18 protein-coding genes and 5 pseudogenes are annotated in these 18,244 nt (G+C 44.4%); 14 read left to right on the top strand and 9 right to left on the bottom strand.

The window, feature by feature from the left end; translation table 11 throughout:
- Positions 1–187 precede the first annotated feature (187 nt).
- The 3 genes and pseudogenes from K6984_RS13855 to ilvA all read left to right on the top strand — a co-directional run.
- Positions 188–787, top strand: a pseudogene (locus K6984_RS13855) (pyridoxal-phosphate dependent enzyme); the annotation flags it as partial.
- A 15-nt stretch (positions 788–802) separates the two neighbouring features.
- On the top strand, positions 803–931 hold the full coding sequence (locus K6984_RS33515) for a hypothetical protein (RefSeq protein ID WP_263458596.1): 129 nt from the start codon (positions 803–805) through the stop codon (positions 929–931).
- A gap of 151 nt (positions 932–1,082) precedes the next feature.
- Positions 1,083–2,021, top strand: a pseudogene (gene ilvA, locus K6984_RS13850) (threonine ammonia-lyase, biosynthetic); the annotation flags it as partial.
- On the opposite strand, the gene K6984_RS13845 reads toward ilvA, so the two are convergent.
- Positions 2,018–2,614, bottom strand: a complete 597-nt coding sequence (locus K6984_RS13845; RefSeq protein ID WP_221896066.1) for an MBL fold metallo-hydrolase — start codon at positions 2,612–2,614, stop codon at positions 2,018–2,020. The pseudogene ilvA and the gene K6984_RS13845 overlap by 4 nt on opposite strands.
- Positions 2,615–2,686: 72 nt before the next feature.
- Entirely contained in the window at positions 2,687–2,995 is a 309-nt protein-coding gene (locus K6984_RS13840; RefSeq protein WP_221894176.1) for a hypothetical protein, read from the bottom strand.
- Positions 2,996–3,134: 139 nt separating this feature from the next.
- Between K6984_RS13840 and K6984_RS13835 the strand changes: the two genes are divergently transcribed.
- From K6984_RS13835 to K6984_RS13820, 4 genes are all read left to right on the top strand, one after another.
- On the top strand, positions 3,135–3,863 hold the full coding sequence (locus tag K6984_RS13835) for a transposase (protein ID WP_221896065.1): 729 nt from the start codon (positions 3,135–3,137) through the stop codon (positions 3,861–3,863).
- Entirely contained in the window at positions 3,824–4,510 is a 687-nt protein-coding gene (locus tag K6984_RS13830; RefSeq protein ID WP_221896064.1) for a hypothetical protein, read from the top strand. Before K6984_RS13835 ends, K6984_RS13830 begins: the two co-directional genes overlap by 40 nt.
- Before the next feature lie 215 nt (positions 4,511–4,725).
- Positions 4,726–6,024: a transposase gene (locus K6984_RS13825; protein ID WP_221896063.1), complete on the top strand. Its 1,299-nt coding sequence runs from the start codon at positions 4,726–4,728 to the stop codon at positions 6,022–6,024.
- A 53-nt stretch (positions 6,025–6,077) separates the two neighbouring features.
- On the top strand, positions 6,078–6,362 hold the full coding sequence (locus K6984_RS13820; RefSeq protein ID WP_221894916.1) for a hypothetical protein: 285 nt from the start codon (positions 6,078–6,080) through the stop codon (positions 6,360–6,362).
- Here the strand turns inward: K6984_RS13820 and K6984_RS36225 are convergent.
- From K6984_RS36225 to K6984_RS36930, 3 genes and pseudogenes are all read right to left on the bottom strand, one after another.
- Positions 6,272–6,892, bottom strand: a complete 621-nt coding sequence (locus K6984_RS36225) for an arginase family protein (RefSeq protein WP_420831669.1) — start codon at positions 6,890–6,892, stop codon at positions 6,272–6,274. The two genes, K6984_RS13820 and K6984_RS36225, sit on opposite strands and share 91 nt — an antisense overlap.
- A gap of 30 nt (positions 6,893–6,922) precedes the next feature.
- Complete coding sequence (locus K6984_RS13810) at positions 6,923–8,764, bottom strand: polysaccharide biosynthesis protein (protein WP_230988082.1); 1,842 nt, start codon at positions 8,762–8,764, stop codon at positions 6,923–6,925.
- Between the two features lie 155 nt (positions 8,765–8,919).
- Positions 8,920–10,385, bottom strand: a pseudogene (locus K6984_RS36930) (transposase).
- A 251-nt stretch (positions 10,386–10,636) separates the two neighbouring features.
- Between K6984_RS36930 and rfbB the strand changes: the two are divergent.
- From rfbB to K6984_RS13775, 5 genes are all read left to right on the top strand, one after another.
- Positions 10,637–11,695 carry a dTDP-glucose 4,6-dehydratase gene (rfbB, locus tag K6984_RS13795; RefSeq protein WP_221896061.1) on the top strand — a complete coding sequence of 353 codons (1,059 nt, stop codon included), beginning with the start codon at positions 10,637–10,639 and terminating at the stop codon, positions 11,693–11,695.
- Positions 11,696–11,698: 3 nt separating this feature from the next.
- On the top strand, positions 11,699–12,595 hold the full coding sequence (gene rfbD, locus K6984_RS13790) for a dTDP-4-dehydrorhamnose reductase (RefSeq protein WP_221896060.1): 897 nt from the start codon (positions 11,699–11,701) through the stop codon (positions 12,593–12,595).
- 244 nt (positions 12,596–12,839) lie between these two features.
- Positions 12,840–13,385, top strand: coding sequence for a dTDP-4-dehydrorhamnose 3,5-epimerase (gene rfbC, locus K6984_RS13785; protein WP_221896059.1), 546 nt, complete (start codon positions 12,840–12,842; stop codon positions 13,383–13,385).
- A 121-nt stretch (positions 13,386–13,506) separates the two neighbouring features.
- Positions 13,507–14,547: a UDP-glucose 4-epimerase GalE gene (galE, locus tag K6984_RS13780; RefSeq protein ID WP_221896058.1), complete on the top strand. Its 1,041-nt coding sequence runs from the start codon at positions 13,507–13,509 to the stop codon at positions 14,545–14,547.
- Positions 14,548–14,552: 5 nt separating this feature from the next.
- The gene (locus K6984_RS13775) at positions 14,553–15,020 is read left to right on the top strand and encodes a CYTH domain-containing protein (protein WP_221896057.1); all 468 of its coding nucleotides are present in this window, start codon (positions 14,553–14,555) and stop codon (positions 15,018–15,020) included.
- Here the strand turns inward: K6984_RS13775 and K6984_RS13770 are convergent.
- From K6984_RS13770 to amrB (K6984_RS13760), 4 genes and pseudogenes are all read right to left on the bottom strand, one after another.
- The gene (locus K6984_RS13770; protein WP_221896056.1) at positions 14,991–15,170 is read right to left on the bottom strand and encodes a hypothetical protein; all 180 of its coding nucleotides are present in this window, start codon (positions 15,168–15,170) and stop codon (positions 14,991–14,993) included. The genes K6984_RS13775 and K6984_RS13770 overlap by 30 nt on opposite strands.
- A 247-nt stretch (positions 15,171–15,417) precedes the next feature.
- Positions 15,418–15,636, bottom strand: coding sequence for a hypothetical protein (locus tag K6984_RS31025; protein WP_230988079.1), 219 nt, complete (start codon positions 15,634–15,636; stop codon positions 15,418–15,420).
- Positions 15,637–15,735: 99 nt separating this feature from the next.
- Positions 15,736–15,873, bottom strand: a pseudogene (gene amrB / locus K6984_RS36220) (AmmeMemoRadiSam system protein B); the annotation flags it as partial.
- Entirely contained in the window at positions 15,810–16,043 is a 234-nt protein-coding gene (gene amrB / locus K6984_RS13760; RefSeq protein ID WP_221896054.1) for an AmmeMemoRadiSam system protein B, read from the bottom strand. The pseudogene amrB (K6984_RS36220) and the gene amrB (K6984_RS13760), both read right to left, overlap by 64 nt.
- A 110-nt stretch (positions 16,044–16,153) precedes the next feature.
- On the opposite strand from amrB (K6984_RS13760), the pseudogene amrS reads away from it, so the two are divergent.
- A pseudogene (gene amrS, locus K6984_RS13755) lies at positions 16,154–16,723 on the top strand (AmmeMemoRadiSam system radical SAM enzyme); the annotation flags it as partial.
- A 74-nt stretch (positions 16,724–16,797) separates the two neighbouring features.
- Positions 16,798–18,204, top strand: a complete 1,407-nt coding sequence (locus tag K6984_RS13750; RefSeq protein WP_221896053.1) for a transposase — start codon at positions 16,798–16,800, stop codon at positions 18,202–18,204.
- The last annotated feature ends 40 nt before the right edge of the window (positions 18,205–18,244 follow it).

Below are 18,244 nucleotides of genomic sequence, written 5' to 3'. Positions count from 1 at the left end.
TGATTGTTTGGTTTGAGACGTGTAATTAGCACTATAGATTTCTGCTGCTTAGCGATTTACCGTTCTGATAAGCGGCATACTTATGTTATTTACTGATAATATAGTATTACGTGCAGGACAGGATATCAGCATTGCCGACTAAAGATTATGGGATAATATTTGTGCTTGAATTATAACACCTTAAGCTATGACCCAAAAATACATAGAAAAAATTTTACGTTCCAAAGTATATGATGTCGCCATAGAGAGTCCGCTGGATTTCGCACCGGCCTTGTCGAAGCGCTTTAATAATCAGATTTTATTAAAGCGTGAAGACCTGCAAGCGGTCTTCTCATTTAAATTGCGTGGTGCCTATAATAAAATTGTATTTCTTAGTGACCACGCCAAACAGCGCGGTGTAATAGCGGCGTCAGCAGGAAATCATGCCCAGGGTGTGGCATTATCCGCGCATAAGCTCGGCATTAAAGCGCTGATTGTCATGCCTATAACAACACCCGAAATCAAGGTGAATTCAGTACGTTCGTGGGGGGCAAAAGTCGTTCTGTATGGCGATTCATTTGATGATGCCTATACGCATGCACTGGAGTTGGCAACGCAGAAACAGCTAACTTTTATACACCCTTACGATGATTCCGATGTGATAGCCGGGCAAGGCACAGTGGCGATGGAAATATTGCGCCAGAAAACAGATACGATAGACGCGATTTTTGTGCCTGTAGGCGGGGGTGGTTTGATTGCAGGTATAGCGGTGTATGCAAAATTTGTTCGCCCGGATATTAAGATTATCGGGGAGTCGCTATTTTTGCGAAAGCTTGTTTTGGGCATCCCAGCCCAAGCAAGCAGCAAAAACTTAACGCGACCACTTATGCCTCCGGCGGCCCCGATTCGTCCTCGTCACCTCGTCCCGACCCAACAAGGGGTCGGAACATAGGCTCCAAATGACTTGACGCCGTGTCGGATGGCCTTTTATTTTGTCTCCACCTTCGCTAACGCTCAGACTCCGACAGAATAACGGCCCTACGGCTATCGCGGACTAAAAATCTTCACTTCGCTAAAGCTCCGTTTCCAGGATTTTCAGCGTTGGTGTCGAGCCGGATGATGCCGATTGTTTAAATCAGGCACTTAAGGCAAACAGGCGGGTGACTCTAAAGCAGGTTGGGCTGTTTGCCGATGGCGTGGCAGTCAAGCAGATAGGTAAAGAGCCGTTTCGCTTGGTCAGAAACCTGGTAGATGAAGTGATTACGGTTAATACCGATGAAATTTGTGCGGCTATTAAGGACATTTTTGATGATACCCGTTCCGTCTCGGAGCCTGCTGGTGCGCTAGCAGTCGCAGGCTTAAAAAAATATATCGAAACAGAGCGGGTAAATGATAAAAGCCTGGTTGCCATAGAAAGCGGAGCAAATATGAATTTTGATCGCTTGCGTTATGTTGCGGAGAGAGCTCAGGTCGGTGAGCATAGAGAGATACTATTGGCGGTCACTATACCCGAGCACCCCGGGAGCTTTCTGGCTTTTTGTAAATTATTAGGCAAACGCAGTATTACCGAATTTAACTATCGCTATTTTGATTCAGCATCAGCACAGATCTTTGCCGGTATTTCCAGTAGAGGTATTGATGCAGATAAAGCGGAAATTATTAGCCAGTTGCAAAGCAGAGGCTTTGCTGTCACCGATATGACGCATAATGAGCTGGCAAAAGAACATATTCGTTATATGGTCGGAGGTCATGCGCCTCGTGCATTAAATGAAGTGATTTTCAGCTTGCAGTTCCCCGAACGGCCAGGTGCATTACTGCGCTTTTTAAGCGCTTTGGGGAGTCAATGGAATATCAGTTTATTTCATTATCGTAATCATGGCGCGGCTTTTGGCAAGGTTTTACTCGGGGTGCAAATCGCAAAGTCCGAGCAAGCTGCGCTGCAATTATGCTTTGATGCCTTGGCCTTTCGTTATACCGAGGAAACCAGCAACCCCACAACCCCACATATCAATTGTTTACTGGTGGACAGGGTTAGGCTTTAGGATTCCAGTATTTGCTTTAACGCAGAATGGCCCTGCTTAAATACTGGCCAGCCATCACCCGTTAATACAGTACCTATCGCTGATAGATTTGCAAGGCGCGTGACGGATTGTAGAGCTAGGTTCCGGTCAGATAGTTTTGCATCGGGTAGCAAGCATAGTTCTCCAGCGATGTGCGAGCGGATTAAGTCGCCCGTTATCAGCGTACTATCGTCTAGCACTAAAGCGAGTTCACCCGGGGTTTTAGAGCCGTTCAGTTGATAAGCAATGAGTTCTGAAACAATTTCTTCATTATCAGTAATCCAGCGCTCACAGGCGATAGGAAATGTTTCGCGCTCCCCTATCGGACCGACAATTGTAGCCCCAGTTTGCGTAGCAATATTTAGCGCATCGCGGCAATGATCGCTGTTCGTTATAACGATAATACTCGCACCGCCTAATGCTTGCAGGTGTTTAAAATCATGCTCCGATAGTTCTATTGGGTCAATCAGCACATTGCCTGACACACGTACCCAGAGGACACTGTGAAAATCCAGGTTGCGTTCCTGATTAAATTCGGACCAGCCAAACAGGTCCTTTCTATGTAGTTGTTTCATATTTAATTCTCATTATTTAGGGAGTAAAAAAGCTTTAGCTTTTTTCAATGACAGAAAGAACTAAAGCGATCATCAGTGTTCCCCTATCAATTGAGGCGGTAAAACTAACCTTGCCACAAGAGAGCTCATAAAGCACTGTAAAGACATTCCTGTTATTATTGCGTTTTGAACTGCCCGAATGGTATACGAGCTGATACGAGATATTCTTGCCTGGAAAAATAATGGATTCACAAAACGATCTCGTTTTTGAGCCTGTTGCTGCCTAATCTCCAGAGCCTCGCTATATTTTTTATCCGATGGATGAATCAATTCTGGCTGTTGTGTTTTTGAAATCTCTTCAAACACGCGCATTAAATTATAGCTCATTGCAGTCAGGCGCATTTGATTTTCAAGTGAGCGGGTATTGGAATACCAAGCTTTAGTTTCCTTGAAATTACTTTTACTCGATGTTCAAGTTTTTGATATTGAGAAGGTAAAATCAGGTATTCTGAGGTTGTTGTAATTTTATCGGTGTAAGCCCATGTTAATGAATGCCCCAGCCACCTTTATCCAAAGCTATATTGACGATTTAAATGATGCGCTCAATCAGCTAAAACCCGGAGCCGCTTTGACACGGATTCAAGCCGCTTGTTTGGGCACTTGTTTAACGGGCATACTGCTAATGAACTCTATTTGCTGGGCTAAGTTTGAGCGAGCAAGCCTTGGAGATTGCAAAGTAGCCGCATTATCCTGGGTGTTTCTTAAAGCAAGTATACCCTGGGACTGGTTGCTACGGGTGAGTGTGGTCTTAATTTTAAAACGTTATGGCATTACTGAAGGTGTGTTGGCCTTTGATGAATCAGACCGAACACGATCTAAGTCTACAAAACGTATTTATAAGGTTTACAAGCAGAAACACAAAGGCTCCGGCGGGTATGTTAATGGACAAACGATAGTATTATTGCTGTTAGTTACCTCATCCATTACAGTGCCTGTCGGTTTTTTCTTTTATATGCCGGATCCAGCCTTAAAGCAGTGGGATAAAGAAGATAAACGGTTGAAAAAGAGCGGTATAGCAAAAAAAGATCGGCCTATTAAGCCTGAACGTGACAGTGCCTACCCGACCAAAACAGAGATTGCATTAGGCTTATTAAAAGAGTTTAAAGTTGCGCATAGCCTGATTAAAATTAAAGGCGTACTGGCTGATGCGCTGTATGGTGAGAAGCCTTTATGGACGAAGCCGCTAAAGAATCTGGAGGCTCGCAGGTGATTAGCCAATTACGTAAAAACCAAAATATTGAATATAGAGGTAGAATAAGGTCAGTCGAGAGCTACTTTAATTCGATTAACAAAGGCATTGATCAGATAATACGTGTACGTGGCGGAAAAGAGATTAAAGTGACTGTCAGCAGTGCACGATTAAAGGTGAGTTCTCACAGTAAAAAACGCTTTGTCATTGCCTTAAAATATGACGGTGAAAACGACTATCGCTATTTAGTGGCGACAGACCTGACTTGGCGCACACAAGATATTATTCAAGCCTATACGTTGAGATGGCTGATTGAGGTTTTCTTTGAGGACTGGAAGCTTTATGAAGGATGGGGGCGTGAGGCCAAACAATTACAGGCGCGCCATGCTACCTCACGAAATTCCGGGACTCCTGTCGCCATAATTCGTTCACCTACGCAGCGGATGGGAGATGCCCTGAACGCCCTGCGTCCGCAACGACTACGCACAAAAGCCGCTTCGTCATTACTACCTCACTGGCTGGACGGCTATTCGGAATGCAATTCTTGCTCCTCTCGCGTGCTGCTAGCACACGTCGAATCAGCGAATTTCCCTGTCGCCTATCAGGGACTAAAAATCACCACTTCGCTAAGCTCCGTTTCCATGATTTTCCATCAGTGTTCCCATTGAAAGAAGAAGTACCTAAACAAAGCAGCCTATAACCTACCTGAAGGTAGCACCACTCGAATATTTCCATATTTTTGATTTTAATCACTTATAACAGCAAATAGACACTCTGTAGGCACCGTAAAAGAACAACAAATAATTTCAAATAAAGCTTGCAATTGCCGAGAAAATTTTTCTAAAAATTTCCGTTTTAATCACCTCATAAACGGATATCACCCATGCTTAAAGACCTACCACTCTCTGAACATATTCACCAACACTGCAATGAAAGTATGGAACGTGCCCTGTTAGCAGAGCGTCATCCTTTGTGGGCTCGTTCATGCCCAGAGTTGAAGGATATCGACTTTATTCGCCTTGGGTTATTACGCTGTATCAGTGTAGTCGATAGTGGTCGCCATTTCCTCCAAACCAATGAACAGATTTATGGCCAGCTGCTTCCTCACTCAACGTATTTTAAATCACTGAAGTCGCATAGACGAACAAGTATGCTTGAGGCATTTGAACAGCAGAGCTACCATCTTCACTCTGAAGCACTGCTATCGCAAGACATTGATTATCTTAAAGCATTCCCGGAACTTGACGAATACACCATAGAAGCAGCGGATGGACATTTTATTGATCATGCCTGCCATACTGAAAAAAACAGCAAGGGGAAAGTTTATGCGGCCGGGGGGATTTACGCGTTGAATCTCAGAAGTGGGTTGCTCAGATTTCTTTGTCTGGTGACAAACGGAACTCAGAGGCATCAAGAAATACCTGTGTTACGAGATCATATTGAAAAGCAAAACAAGGGAAATAACAGCTCTCAGAAACATCTCTATGTCTACGATAAAGCCGTCACCGACTTTGTCTGGTGGGATCGGCAGAAACGACATGCTAATTACATGATTTCAATGCTAAAAGAAAATTCAATTGCGACTCTGGTTGAGTCTATCCCTTTTGACTCCCGCCATGAGATCAATACAGGGGTTGAAGCATACAGTGTGTACGAAAACAAGGGCATCAAATTTAACGTGGTGGATTACCGTGATCCAGAAACCGGAAAACTTCACCGGTTTGTGACAACCTTGCCAATGACTATTAACCCTGGAACCATTGCCATGCTGTATTTCAAGCGATGGACGATTGAAAAGACATTCAATAACACTAAAAGTAATTTCAAGGAAACTAAAGCTTGGTCTTCCAATACCCGCTCACTTGAAAATCAAATGCGCCTGACTGCAATGAGCTATAATTTAATGCGCGTGTTTGAAAAGATTTCAAAAACACAACAGCCAGAATTGATTCATCCATCGGATAAAAAATATAGCGAGGCTCTGGAGATAAGGCAGCAACAGGCCCAAAAACGAGATCGTTTTGTGAATCCATTATTTTTCCAGGCAAGAATATCTCGTATCAGCTCGTATACCATTCGGGCAGTTCAAAACGCAATAATAACAGGAATGTCTTTACAGTGCTTTATGAGCTCTCTTGTGGCGAGGTTAGTTTCACGGTCTCAATTGATAGGGGAACACTGATGTGATTTTCAGCGGATGAAGAGGGATCAAGCCGTGGCCTGATTCTGAGTCTTTTGTTTGACCATTGCCTTCTCCTTCACCCAGAGCAAATAGCCCGCATTGAAAGCAAACTACCTGCGTATACCGTAGGAAGCTTACAGCGCAAGTCTCAAATGGATGTACTGCTTGAGTTCATCACGTCATTGCTAGAGTTTCCAGATCCTGGTGATAAGCTGAAAGAGTTAGGTGAATTAATAAAGGATGTGTTTCAACTGATGCCATCAGGAAAACATATGATTGGCAGAGATTTAGGGCGCTTAGGGCCAACAGCATCATTAAAGTATTGTTCTGCTGGGTGAAGGTAAGAGTTTGATGGCAATGGGATGGAAAAACTTGAACATCGAGTATAAGCAATACGCTGAATTTTATATTGCTGACGTAGATATTCTATGGCGATACCACAGTCGTTAAACACACAAAATCCTGCTGCGATATTTCGGCGCGCATGATGCAAGCCCGCAATCGGAATAAACGCGCGCTGGTATTCATTGCGCATAATGCGATCTACTGCAGCACAAACTGTACCGGCGACGAATGAAGCGGCTTCATACATACCAGTAAATGCGGGCGTGTCACCCTGATCTGGGTATCCTGTACCCAGTATTGATTGCTGCTTTACCTGTTCGACATAAGCATGGGTGTGAAATAATTCCAGCACTTTTTGACCTATTGTCTGTGGGGGCAGTATATCAACTTTTTCTTGTAGCGATTGCCGGTAGAATTCCTGCTCAAAGACATGATGTCGCATAGGACCGAAAGGATGGTCATTGCCAAAACCATACGCCGCTAGCTCATTGCCTAGATATACGCAGCAGGAATGTTGGATCATCTTTATGCTGTGTCCAATTTAAGCTGGCGTTTATTCATCTGCATTATGAAACTCAGGTACTAATTGCTTTAACTGTGCCTGAATTTCTGCATCGTTGCGGGTTTTGCAGGCGGCTAATAAATTTGCCATTTGCTGCTCCCAGACATCCTGCTCATAGCGCCTGGCTTTTGCTAAAAACAGCTTTTCAAAGCCGGTGCCGAGTAATTGCTCCTGCTCGTGAAATAATTCTTCATGTAATTTCTCACCTGCGCGTAGGCCGATATATTCTATTTTAATATCTGAGCCGACACTTAAGCCGCTTAGCTGTATCATTTCCTCTGCCAGGTAACTGATCTTTATTGCCTTGCCCATATCCAGTACATAGATTTCGCCACCTGCGCCGACAGCTTCGGCATTCATAATCAGCCGGCAGGCCTCGGGTATCGTCATAAAGAAACGGGTGACATCAGGGTGAGTCACGGTAACAGGCCCGCCCGCTTTAATTTGCTCTCTAAATAAAGGCACGACACTACCGGCTGAATCCAGTACATTGCCAAAGCGTACGGTGATAAAAGATGTGTTTTCTGCCAGTGTATTCAAGTTCTGGCATAAAATTTCGGCGGCTCGCTTGGTTGCACCCATGATATTGCTGGGATTAACCGCCTTATCGGTAGAGATTAAAACAAAGCGCTCAATATTTTTAGCCAGGGCAACTTCCGCGACATTTTTTGTACCGATTAAATTATTGGTCACTGCAGCCAGTACCTGCTCTTCTAATAATGGCACATGTTTATAAGCCGCCGCATGAAAGATAACGTCCGGCTTTTCATTGCGAATTAGCTCCTCTACAGCAGTACGGTCAACCACATCACCTAATACAGCACTGAGCTTTAAGTCAGGAAAGCTTCTCCGCAAATTTGAGTGAATTTGATATAAATTAAATTCAGAGTGCTCGTAAATAATTAGCGCTGCAGGTGCCACTCCGGCAAGTTGACGACACAATTCAGAGCCGATAGAGCCACCTCCGCCAGTAATTAGAATTCTCTTGCCCGAGAGACTGGATTTAATCTGTTTCCAGTTCAGGTTGACTGGCTCACGACCTAGAATATCATCAATAGCAACGTCGCGCAGATTGCCCCTGGAGATAGTATTAGAGAGTAGCTCTTTAACTGAAGGCAGGGTTTTAAATGGGGTTTGGGCGCGCTCACACGACTCCACCATACGTCTCATTTCCAGGTCAGAAGCTGATGGAATCGCAATTAGAATAATATCGGCATTCAATCTAGTGGTATATTCTACAATTCTGCTGGTATCAAAAAGAACTTGCAGACCACGTATTGAACGGCCTTTTTTGCGCTTATCATCGTCCACAAAAGCGATGGGTAATAAAGAGACTTCATCCTGCAATAAATCTCTGGCCAGCATCTCTCCAGCAGCACCTGCACCGATAATCAGAGCGCGCTGGGCAGCAGATTCATGTTTTACCCAGTCCTTGTAGTAGCGGTAGAATAGCCGTGGAATGCTAAGAAACAGCAACAAAAAGCTGGTATATAGTGGTAATACCGAGCGCGGCATAAATTCCATGCGGTTATAAACGAACAGGCTACCGGCAAGAAAGAATACACCGAAAAAAACTGCCTTAAAGATCCTGATTAAATCAGGTAAGGAGGAAAAACGCCAGACCCCCATATATAGGCCGAAATACCAGAAAATAACGGACTGGCTGATAATAACATAGGGTAAATAGGCCAAGGCATTATTAAGGTAGTCGCTAGGAATAAGTTCTAAATCAAAGCGAAGCCAGAAAGCAAGTAGCCAGGCACATGCGACCATAAAAGCATCATGGCTAGCAATGGTTAAGCGTGATCTAAATGCAAAGTTACTATTGAGCACTTAATGCCTCGGTAAGTTGTAGGTGGTTATATGACTATGTTGTAATAATTATAGCGGTGACAAAGCAAAGACTATATTGGCATTGAATAGGTAGATAATCAATAAAATTCAATTTGCTTAATAAAGTTTCATTACTGAAGTTTCTTAGAAATTCATCAAGCAACCATTCGCAATAAAACGGCTACCACCGAATTTACAGGGGAGCTGCTGTATTTGGGGCAAACCCTTTCAAAATCCGGATCCAAAGCCGCTTCGGCAATGATGCGGCGGATATCTGAAAATGCGAAACTGGCTCGCCCCTTCACTTTGTGCCGACGTTCCGGATCGGTTTTTAAACGATCCGCGTAAATCCACGTCAGCGTTGTTGCCATCATACAGAAGTTCAAATGGTTGGTCACTGCCTGCGCATTTCGACACTGACTTTTCTGACTCCCTATGTCTTGCTTGAGCGCTTTGAACCCGGATTCTATTTTCCATCGCGCACCATAATACTCAATAATCTGTGTGACGGATAAACTTAGATCGGTCGTAAACAAAGCAATCCACTGTGTGCGACGAAACACCCAGACAACCTGAACGGGTCGTTTCAATGTTTTCAGCATGACAACGCGACTATAAGCCCTGACTTCACGCTGTTTTCCATAGAGATTCACGGTATACGATCGGGCCTTCGCTGAAAATCATGGAAACGTAGCTTAGCGAAGTGGTGATTTTTAGTCCCTGATAGGCGACAGGGCAATTCGCTGATTCGACGTGTGCTAGCAGCACGCGAGAGGAGCAAGAATTGCATTCCGAATAGCCGTCCAGCCAGTGAGGTAGTAATGACGAAGCGGCTTTTGTGCGTAGTCGTTGCGGACGCAGGGCGTTCAGGGCATCTCCCATCCGCTGCGTAGGTGAACGAATTATGGCGACAGGAGTCCCGGAATTTCGTGAGGTAGCATGGCGCGCCTGTAGCTTTGTAAACAGGCTTCCATAGGCCATTGTTGCCAAACCAGCTATCAGTGACTGTCAATATCGGAGCGGTGGAAAAATGTTCTGCAATTGCAATCAGCATTTGAGCCGCCTGAGCCATCTTGGTCTGGAAAGGAACGACATCACCTCTTATCGTGGCGGTTTCTTTTTTTGCCTGAATTGTTTTTAAGGGGAGATAAAATCGGAAATCTAAAAATAAGTACGCCCAGCGACCTTTGACCTGTTTCAGCAACCTTACCGATACAATATTTTGTGCCCATGGATATTTGCTTTGATTCGATTTGGCCGCGTGGTCAAAAATGGCTTCACAGCCGAAGATATTTTTGCCTACTTTAGCGATAATGGAGTCATCCAGTGCAACCAATATGCGCCCATCTGTTTCAGGAGACGGAATCAGCTCCCAGATAGTTTTCCACAGCCCAGCCCACGGCAAAGTTGAAGAAGCCATGAAAGTGTAAAAGCGCTTATTCTTGATCTCAAACCCAAACAACGTATCAAGGCAACGCCAAAGATTAGAGGTCATTGATGACGTAAAAGGAACGATAATGGACAGGATCGTGTAAACGAACAGAGAGGCTCGTTCGCGGCCTAAAGTGGTTTTGGAAAAATGATCTTGAAGCGGGAGTAAAATATCGCGTAAAATGAACATGAATGAGGTCGTTTTATTTGTATAATCAATGTGTTATAAACTTTCATTATACAGTAAAACTAGGCCTCATTCACGATTAACCTGTTGTTTTTAAAAGGAATTCAAGGCTTTTAATCAGCGGAATGCCATTAATATTAGTAATATCTAATATTTCAGAAAAATAAGCATTAGTTGATATTCTTATGCTTTAAAAACCAGGAAACTTCAGTTTCATTATAATAGTGCAAAAAAGTAACTAAGGGATTTAAGCAATGATTTTTGTAACAGGCGGTGCTGGTTTTATAGGTGCAAACTTTGTGCTGGATTGGCTGGTTGAAAATGATGAGTCAGTGGTGAATATCGACAAGCTCACTTATGCAGGAAACCTCGAAAGCCTGGCTTCATTGGAGAGTGATAAGCGGCATATCTTTGTACAGGGCGATATAGGCGATGCTAGCTTAATGGCGGAGTTGCTGGAAAAACATCACCCGCGCGCAGTGATTAATTTTGCTGCCGAATCTCATGTAGACCGGTCGATTCACGGCCCTGAAGCATTTGTACAAACCAATGTTGTCGGTACATTCCATTTACTAGAAACGATACGTGCCTACTGGAATAAACTTGAGGGAGATAATAAAGCTGATTTTCGCTTGCTACATGTCTCTACAGATGAGGCCTATGGCTCATTGGCAAAGGATGATCCTGCATTTACTGAAATGCATCGGTATGAGCCGAATAGTCCTTATTCAGCCAGTAAGGCAGCGAGTGATCACCTGGTTCGCTCATACCATCATACTTATGGCCTGCCGGTGCTCACGACCAATTGTTCCAATAATTATGGGCCGTATCATTTCCCCGAAAAGCTGATCCCGTTAATCATTGTTAATGCACTGGCTGGTAAGCCTTTACCTGTTTATGGTGATGGCCAGCAGATACGTGACTGGCTATATGTAAAAGATCATTGCAGTGCCATCCGGCGAGTTTTGTCTGCAGGGACGACAGGTGAAACCTATAATGTTGGCGGCTGGAATGAAAAGCCTAATCTTGAGATAGTGTATACCGTTTGTAGTTTACTAGACGAATTACGCCCGCGCGCAGATAAACAAAACTATGCCGAGCAAATTAGCTTTGTCACTGATCGCCTGGGGCATGATCGGCGCTATGCTATTGATGCGCGGAAAATCGAGCATGAATTGGGCTGGAAACCTGCAGAAACTTTCGTTACCGGAATACGTAAAACAGTGCAGTGGTATTTAGATAATCAGCAGTGGGTCGTAAATGTGCAATCGGGTGCTTATCGAGACTGGCTGGAAACAAACTATCAGGATTAAGCCGTGAAAATACTTTTACTAGGTAAAAACGGACAGGTGGGCTGGGAGCTTCATCGCAGCCTGGCTCCTCTAGGTGAGTTGACCGCTTTAGATAGAAACAGCAAGAACTATTGTGGCGATTTATCAAACCTTTCGGGTTTGGCAGATTCTATTAGAGCTATTCGGCCTGATATTATTGTTAATGCTGCAGCGTATACCGCTGTAGATAAAGCCGAAGATGACATCGAGCTAGCACAAACAATTAATGCCTCTGCAGTTGCTGTGCTGGCTGCAGAGGCAAAGGCTCAGGGTGCATGGCTGGTGCATTACTCGACAGATTATGTTTTTGCAGGGGATGGGACAAAGCCGTGGCAGGAAAGCGATGCAACCGGACCGTTAGGCATTTATGGCGCAACTAAATTGGCTGGGGAGCAAGCGATACAACAGTCTCACTGCAAACATCTTATTTTTCGTACCAGTTGGGTTTATGGGGCACGGGGCAATAATTTTGCTAAAACAATGCTGCGCCTGGCCGGAGAACACGATAGCCTAACGGTGATTAATGACCAGATTGGCGCGCCCACCGGGGCTGATTTACTGGCGGATGTAACTGCCCATGCAATTCGCGCGGTATACTCACAACCTGAATTAGGCGGACTGTATCACTTGGCCGCCGCAGGTGAAACGTCATGGCATGGCTATGCGAGCTATGTGGTCGATACCGCGCAAAAAATGGGACATCCTTTAAAAACGGGACTTGATGCTATTAAGCCAGTGCCAACCAGCGCATTTCCTACGCCAGCCAAACGACCTAATAATTCCCGCTTGAATACCGCCAGGCTACAAGCTAAATTTGCGTTAACGCTACCACCTTGGCAGGTAGGTGTATCGCGTATGTTAACTGAATTTTTAGAAAAATAAGCTGATGCATTATCCTAGAAAAATCAGTTGAGCGCGGACACTAGTGCAAGATATTGGTTTCGCAGTGCTTTCAAAAAATCTTAGATTCACCTATAGGATAATTGGACATTTTTTGAAAGTGCTGTGGGATCAATAGTTTGTACTAGAAACCGTGAGCAACTGATTTTTTAGGATTATGCCTGGCAAAGGCTAGCTGCTCGAAGAGCAGCATATCTTCTATGCAATTACTTTAAAACTGTATGTTATGAAAATTATCCAGACTAATATTCCCGATGTTATTATTCTTGAACCTAAAGTCTTTGGCGACAGCCGAGGTTTTTTCTTTGAAAGTTTTAACCAGCAGGCATTTAACCAGGCAACTGGTTTAGATGTGCAATTTGTTCAGGATAATCATAGCCGTTCTGCACAAGGAGTTTTGCGCGGCCTGCATTACCAGGTTCAGCAAGCACAGGGAAAATTGGTGCGCGTTACCAGTGGCTCAGTCTACGATGTAGCCGTAGATATTCGTCAATCGTCTCCGACGTTTGGTCAGTGGGAAGGGGTGGAATTAAATGCAGAGAACCATCGCCAGCTCTGGGTGCCAGCAGGATTTGCGCATGGCTTTGTGGTGTTAAGCGAGAGTGCTGATTTTCTGTATAAAACCACCGATTATTATGCACCGGAATATGAGCGTTGTATTGCCTGGGATGACCCTGCTATTGGTATAGACTGGCATTTTGATGGGGAGCCGCTGCTTTCAGGAAAAGATCAGCAAGGGGCATTATTAAAAGACGCTGAGCTTTTTGCTTGAGCAGTAGATAAAAATATAATAGTGTAGGGCGTGGCTTTAGCCTGCAAATATGCTGGGGTTATGAGTGGCAGGCTAAAGTCACGCCCTACTCTGAAGTGTAAGCAAAGCAAGGATTAGTTAAATGAGTGCGGAAAAAATATTAGTTACAGGCGGTGCAGGCTATATTGGTAGCCATGCCTGTGTTGAGCTACTACAGGCCGGTTATGATGTAGTGGTTATCGATAATTTATCCAATAGTAAACCTGAGTCTTTAGTACGGGTAGCAAAAATTACAGGCAAAGTGTTGAACTTTGTAGAAGCGGATATTTGCGATAAGCAGGCGTTAAGGGATATTTTTAGCCAGCATAAAATATATGCAGTGATGCATTTCGCGGGGCTTAAAGCGGTAGGCGAATCCTGTGAGCAGCCGATCAAATATTATCAAAATAATGTGTACGGCACCTTGGTTTTAACCGAAGTAATGCAGCAATTTGGCGTTAAAAAAATTATATTTAGTTCCTCTGCAACAGTTTATGGCGAGCCAAATACAGTCAAATATACGGAAGACCTGCCGGTGTTCGGTGCAACTAACCCTTATGGCAAATCGAAAGCAATGGTCGAAGATATGTTACAGGATCTGCCTGTAGCGGATGCTTTGTCTAAAAGCAGAGACCCTTGGAAAATTATCTTATTGCGCTACTTCAATCCGATCGGTGCGCATATTAGCGGCTTGATCGGTGAAGATCCTAATGGCATTCCCAATAATCTGGTACCTTATGTTTCGCAGGTTGCAGTGGGTAAACTGGAGCAATTATCTGTATTTGGGGATGATTATCCAACCCTAGATGGAGCCGGGGTGCGCGATTATGTCCATGTTGTGGATCTGGCAAAAGGGCACTTAAATGCACTGCAGGCCTTAAACAAAATTACTGGCTGCAAGGCCTATAATCTCGGGGCTGGTAAAGGTTACAGTGTACTGGAAATAATCGCTGCCTTTGAGCGTATTACCGGAAAATCTATTAGCTATAAAATTGTCGAGCGCCGTGTAGGAGATATTGCCGAGAATTATGCGGACCCCGGTTTGGCTTTGCGCGAACTAAACTGGCAAACAGAAAAAAACCTGGATGATATGGTTGCAGACACCTGGCGCTGGCAAAGTGCCAACCCGAATGGATATGAGTAGCAGTGATGGCTATAGAAATCGAACGTAAATTTTTACTCGCAAATGATAACTGGCGCGCCTTAGTCTCAAAATCAATCAACTATCGCCAGGGCTATTTAAATAGTGACCAGCATAGTTCGGTCAGGATTAGAGTCAGTGATGACACCGCTAAGATCAATATTAAAAGCGCGACTATCGGCGCTCAGCGTCATGAATATGAGTACGATATACCGGCGCAAGATGCGCATGAGCTTTTAAATACCCTGTGCCATCAGCCGCTGGTAGAAAAAACTAGACGCCTTGTTGTAATTAATCAACATACCTGGGAGATTGATGAATTTGCAGGTGAAAATCAGGGCTTGATTGTTGCAGAAATTGAGCTATCAGATGTCAATGAGACATTTGAGAAGCCTGGCTGGGTAGGCAAAGAGGTCACAGAAGATGTGCGCTATTACAATAACCAGCTAGCCAAACAGCCATATACGCGCTGGTAGCTGTGTCTTTTTTGCAACCGCTGTCAGCCCCGGACGGGCTGATAGTCTCCAGAAGGCGCAGGGAAATTTGCCAATCCGAAGTGCGCGATAGCGCGCGAGGGAGGCTAAAATTTTATCCCGAATAGCCGTAGAGCCATTTGTGGTAGCCATGACTGAGCTGCTTTGTGCTCAGTCTGTGGCGGACGCAGGGCGGCTGGAGCATCTCCTATTCGCTGCGTAGGTGAACGAATTACGGCGACAGGAGTCCCGGAATTTCGTGAGGTAGCATGGCGCGCCTGAAATGTTGTAAAAATGTAAATTAGCAATTATACTTATTCTCATGAAACAGATAATTGCTATATTCTTTTTGCTTTCGCTAACCTTAATGCCGAGCCTTGTTAATGCTGACACGTTAGCGCTATCCGTCGCTGAAAATCATGGAAACGGAGCTTAGCGAAGTGGTGATTTTTAGTCCCTGATAGGCGACAGGGCAATTCGCTGATTCGACGTGTGCTAGCAGCACGCGAGAGGAGCAAGAATTGCATTCCGAATAGCCGTCCAGCCAGTGAGGTAGTAATGACGAAGCGGCTTTTGTGCGTAGTCGTTGCGGACGCAGGGCGTTCAGGGCATCTCCCATCCGCTGCGTAGGTGACGAATTATGGCGACAGGAGTCCCGGAATTTCGTGAGGTAGCATGGCGCGCCTGTCGCGGCCATGGCTTTAGCATCTAAAGTAATATCACCTAACGGCGTTCTGAATGCCTCGGCATGAAAAAGTGACAGCCCGGTAAAAGCGACGGTATGAGACGGACCTAATAATAGTACCCGCTTGATACTGCTACATTGGGGTTGCAGACGGGCATAAGCAAAGCACATGCAGCGATCGCGCCTGAATAAATATAGCCTGCATGCGGTACGATAATCGCTGGTGGTGCTTTATCTACTGGAGAAACTTTCAGCAGGTAGTCAGCAATCATGGCTTTTAAAATGTCCGGATTATCAGGATAAAACGAGCCAGCGACTGCAGGTTGACGTATACGCTTCATATTTTTTTCCCTGTAATTATTCTCTTTATTTTTTAACTATATAGGCTAATTGATGTTAAATTACAAGTTCCTAAGTAGGAGTTTATGATAAACAATGTTGGAGGGGAGTTATGCATACTAAAGAAAATGATACAACAGTCATCGCAACCCACTACTGGCATGACCTGGGTGATGGGCGCATACAATGTGACTTGTGTCCTCGGTTTTGTAAATTACATGAGGGACAGCGAGGCTTGTGTTTTATGCGCCCAAATCAAGGTCAGCAAATTGTCCTGACCAGTTATGGACGCTCTAGTGGTTTTGCCATTGACCCGATTGAAAAAAAGCCACTGAATCATTTTTATCCAGGCTCCTCAGTACTTTCATTTGGTACGGCAGGTTGTAATCTGGCCTGTAAATTCTGCCAAAACTGGGATATTAGTAAGTCACGCGAAATGGACTCGATAATGAGCATTGCCGGGGCTGAAAAAATTGCCCAGAAAGCGGCCGAACTCGGTTGTTTAAGTGTTGCCTATACCTATAATGATCCGGTTATCTTCCACGAATACGCTATTGATACGGCAATAGCCTGTCGCGAATTAGACATCAAATCCGTTGCTGTTTCAGCAGGCTATGTATGTCCAGAACCCAGAGCCGAGTTTTATCAAGTGATGGATGCGGCAAATATAGACTTAAACTCGATGTTCAAGTTTTTGATATTGAGAAGGTAAAATCAGGTATTCTGAAGTTGTTGTAATTTTATCGGTGTAAGCCCATGTTAATGAATGCCCCAGCCACCTTTATCCAAAGCTATATTGACGATTTAAATGATGCGCTCAATCAGCTAAAACCCAGAGCCGCTTTGACACGGATTCAAGCCGCTTGGTTGGGCACTTGTTTAAGGGGCATACTGCTAATGAACTCTGTTTGCTGGGCTAAGTTTGAGCGAGCATGCCTTGGAGATTGCAAAGTAGCCGCATTATCCTGGGTGTTTCGTAAAGCAAGTATACCCTGGGACTGGTTGCTACGGGTGAGTGTGGTCTTAATTTTAAAACGTTATGGCATTACTGAAGGTGTGTTGGCCTTTGATGAATCAGACCGAGCACGATCTAAGTCTACAAAACGTATTTATAAGGTTTACAAGCAGAAACACAAAGGCTCCCGCGGGTATGTTAATGGACAAACGATAGTATTATTGCTGCTAGTTACCTCATCCATTACAGTGCCTGTCGGTTTTTTCTTTTATATGCCGGATCCAGCCTTAAAGCAGTGGGATAAAGAAGATAAACGGTTGAAAAAGAGCGGTATAGCAAAAAAAGATCGGCCTATTAAGCCTGAACGTGACAGTGCCTACCCGACCAAAACAGAGATTGCATTAGGCTTATTAAAAGAGTTTAAAGTTGCGCATAGCCTGATTAAAATTAAAGGCGTACTGGCTGATGCGCTGTATGGTGAAAAAGCCTTTATGGACGAAGCCGCTAAAGAATCTGGAGGCTCGCAGGTGATTAGCCAATTACGTAAAAACCAAAATATTGAATATAGAGGTAGAATAAGGTCAGTCGAGAGCTACTTTAATTCGATTAACAAAGGCATTGATCAGATAATACGTGTACGTGGCGGCAAAGAGATTAAAGTGACTGTCAGCAGTGCACGATTGAAGGTGAGTTCACACAGTAAAAAACTCTTTGTCATTGCCTTAAAATATGACGGTGAAAACGACTATCGCTATTTAGTGGCGATAGACCTGACTTGGCGCACACAAGATATTATTCAAGCCTATACGTTGAGATGGCTGATTGAGGTTTTCTTTGAGGACTGGAAGCTTTATGAAGGATGGGTGCGTGAGGCCAAACAATTAGATGAAGAGGGATCAAGCCGTGGCCTGATTCTGAGTCTTTTGTTTGACCATTGCCTTCTCCTTCACCCAGAGCAAATAGCCCGCATTGAAAGCAAACTACCTGCGTATACCGTAGGAAGCTTACAGCGCAAGTCTCAAATGGATGTACTGCTTGAGTTCATCACGTCATTGCTAGAGTTTCCAGATCCTGGTGATAAGCTGAAAGAGTTAGGTGAATTAATAAAGGATGTGTTTCAACTGATGCCATCAGGAAAACATATGACTGGCAGAGATTTAGGGCGCTTAGGGCCAACAGCATCATTAAAGTATTGTTCTGCTGGGTGAAGGTAAGAGTTTGATGGCAATGGGATGGAAAAACTTGAAC

It is taken from the genome of Bathymodiolus japonicus methanotrophic gill symbiont (assembly GCF_019721995.1).
Classification (GTDB): Bacteria; Pseudomonadota; Gammaproteobacteria; order Methylococcales; family Methylomonadaceae; genus Methyloprofundus.
Note: the sequence above shows the minus strand (reverse complement) of the source record. Positions and strands in the feature narration are given on the sequence as shown.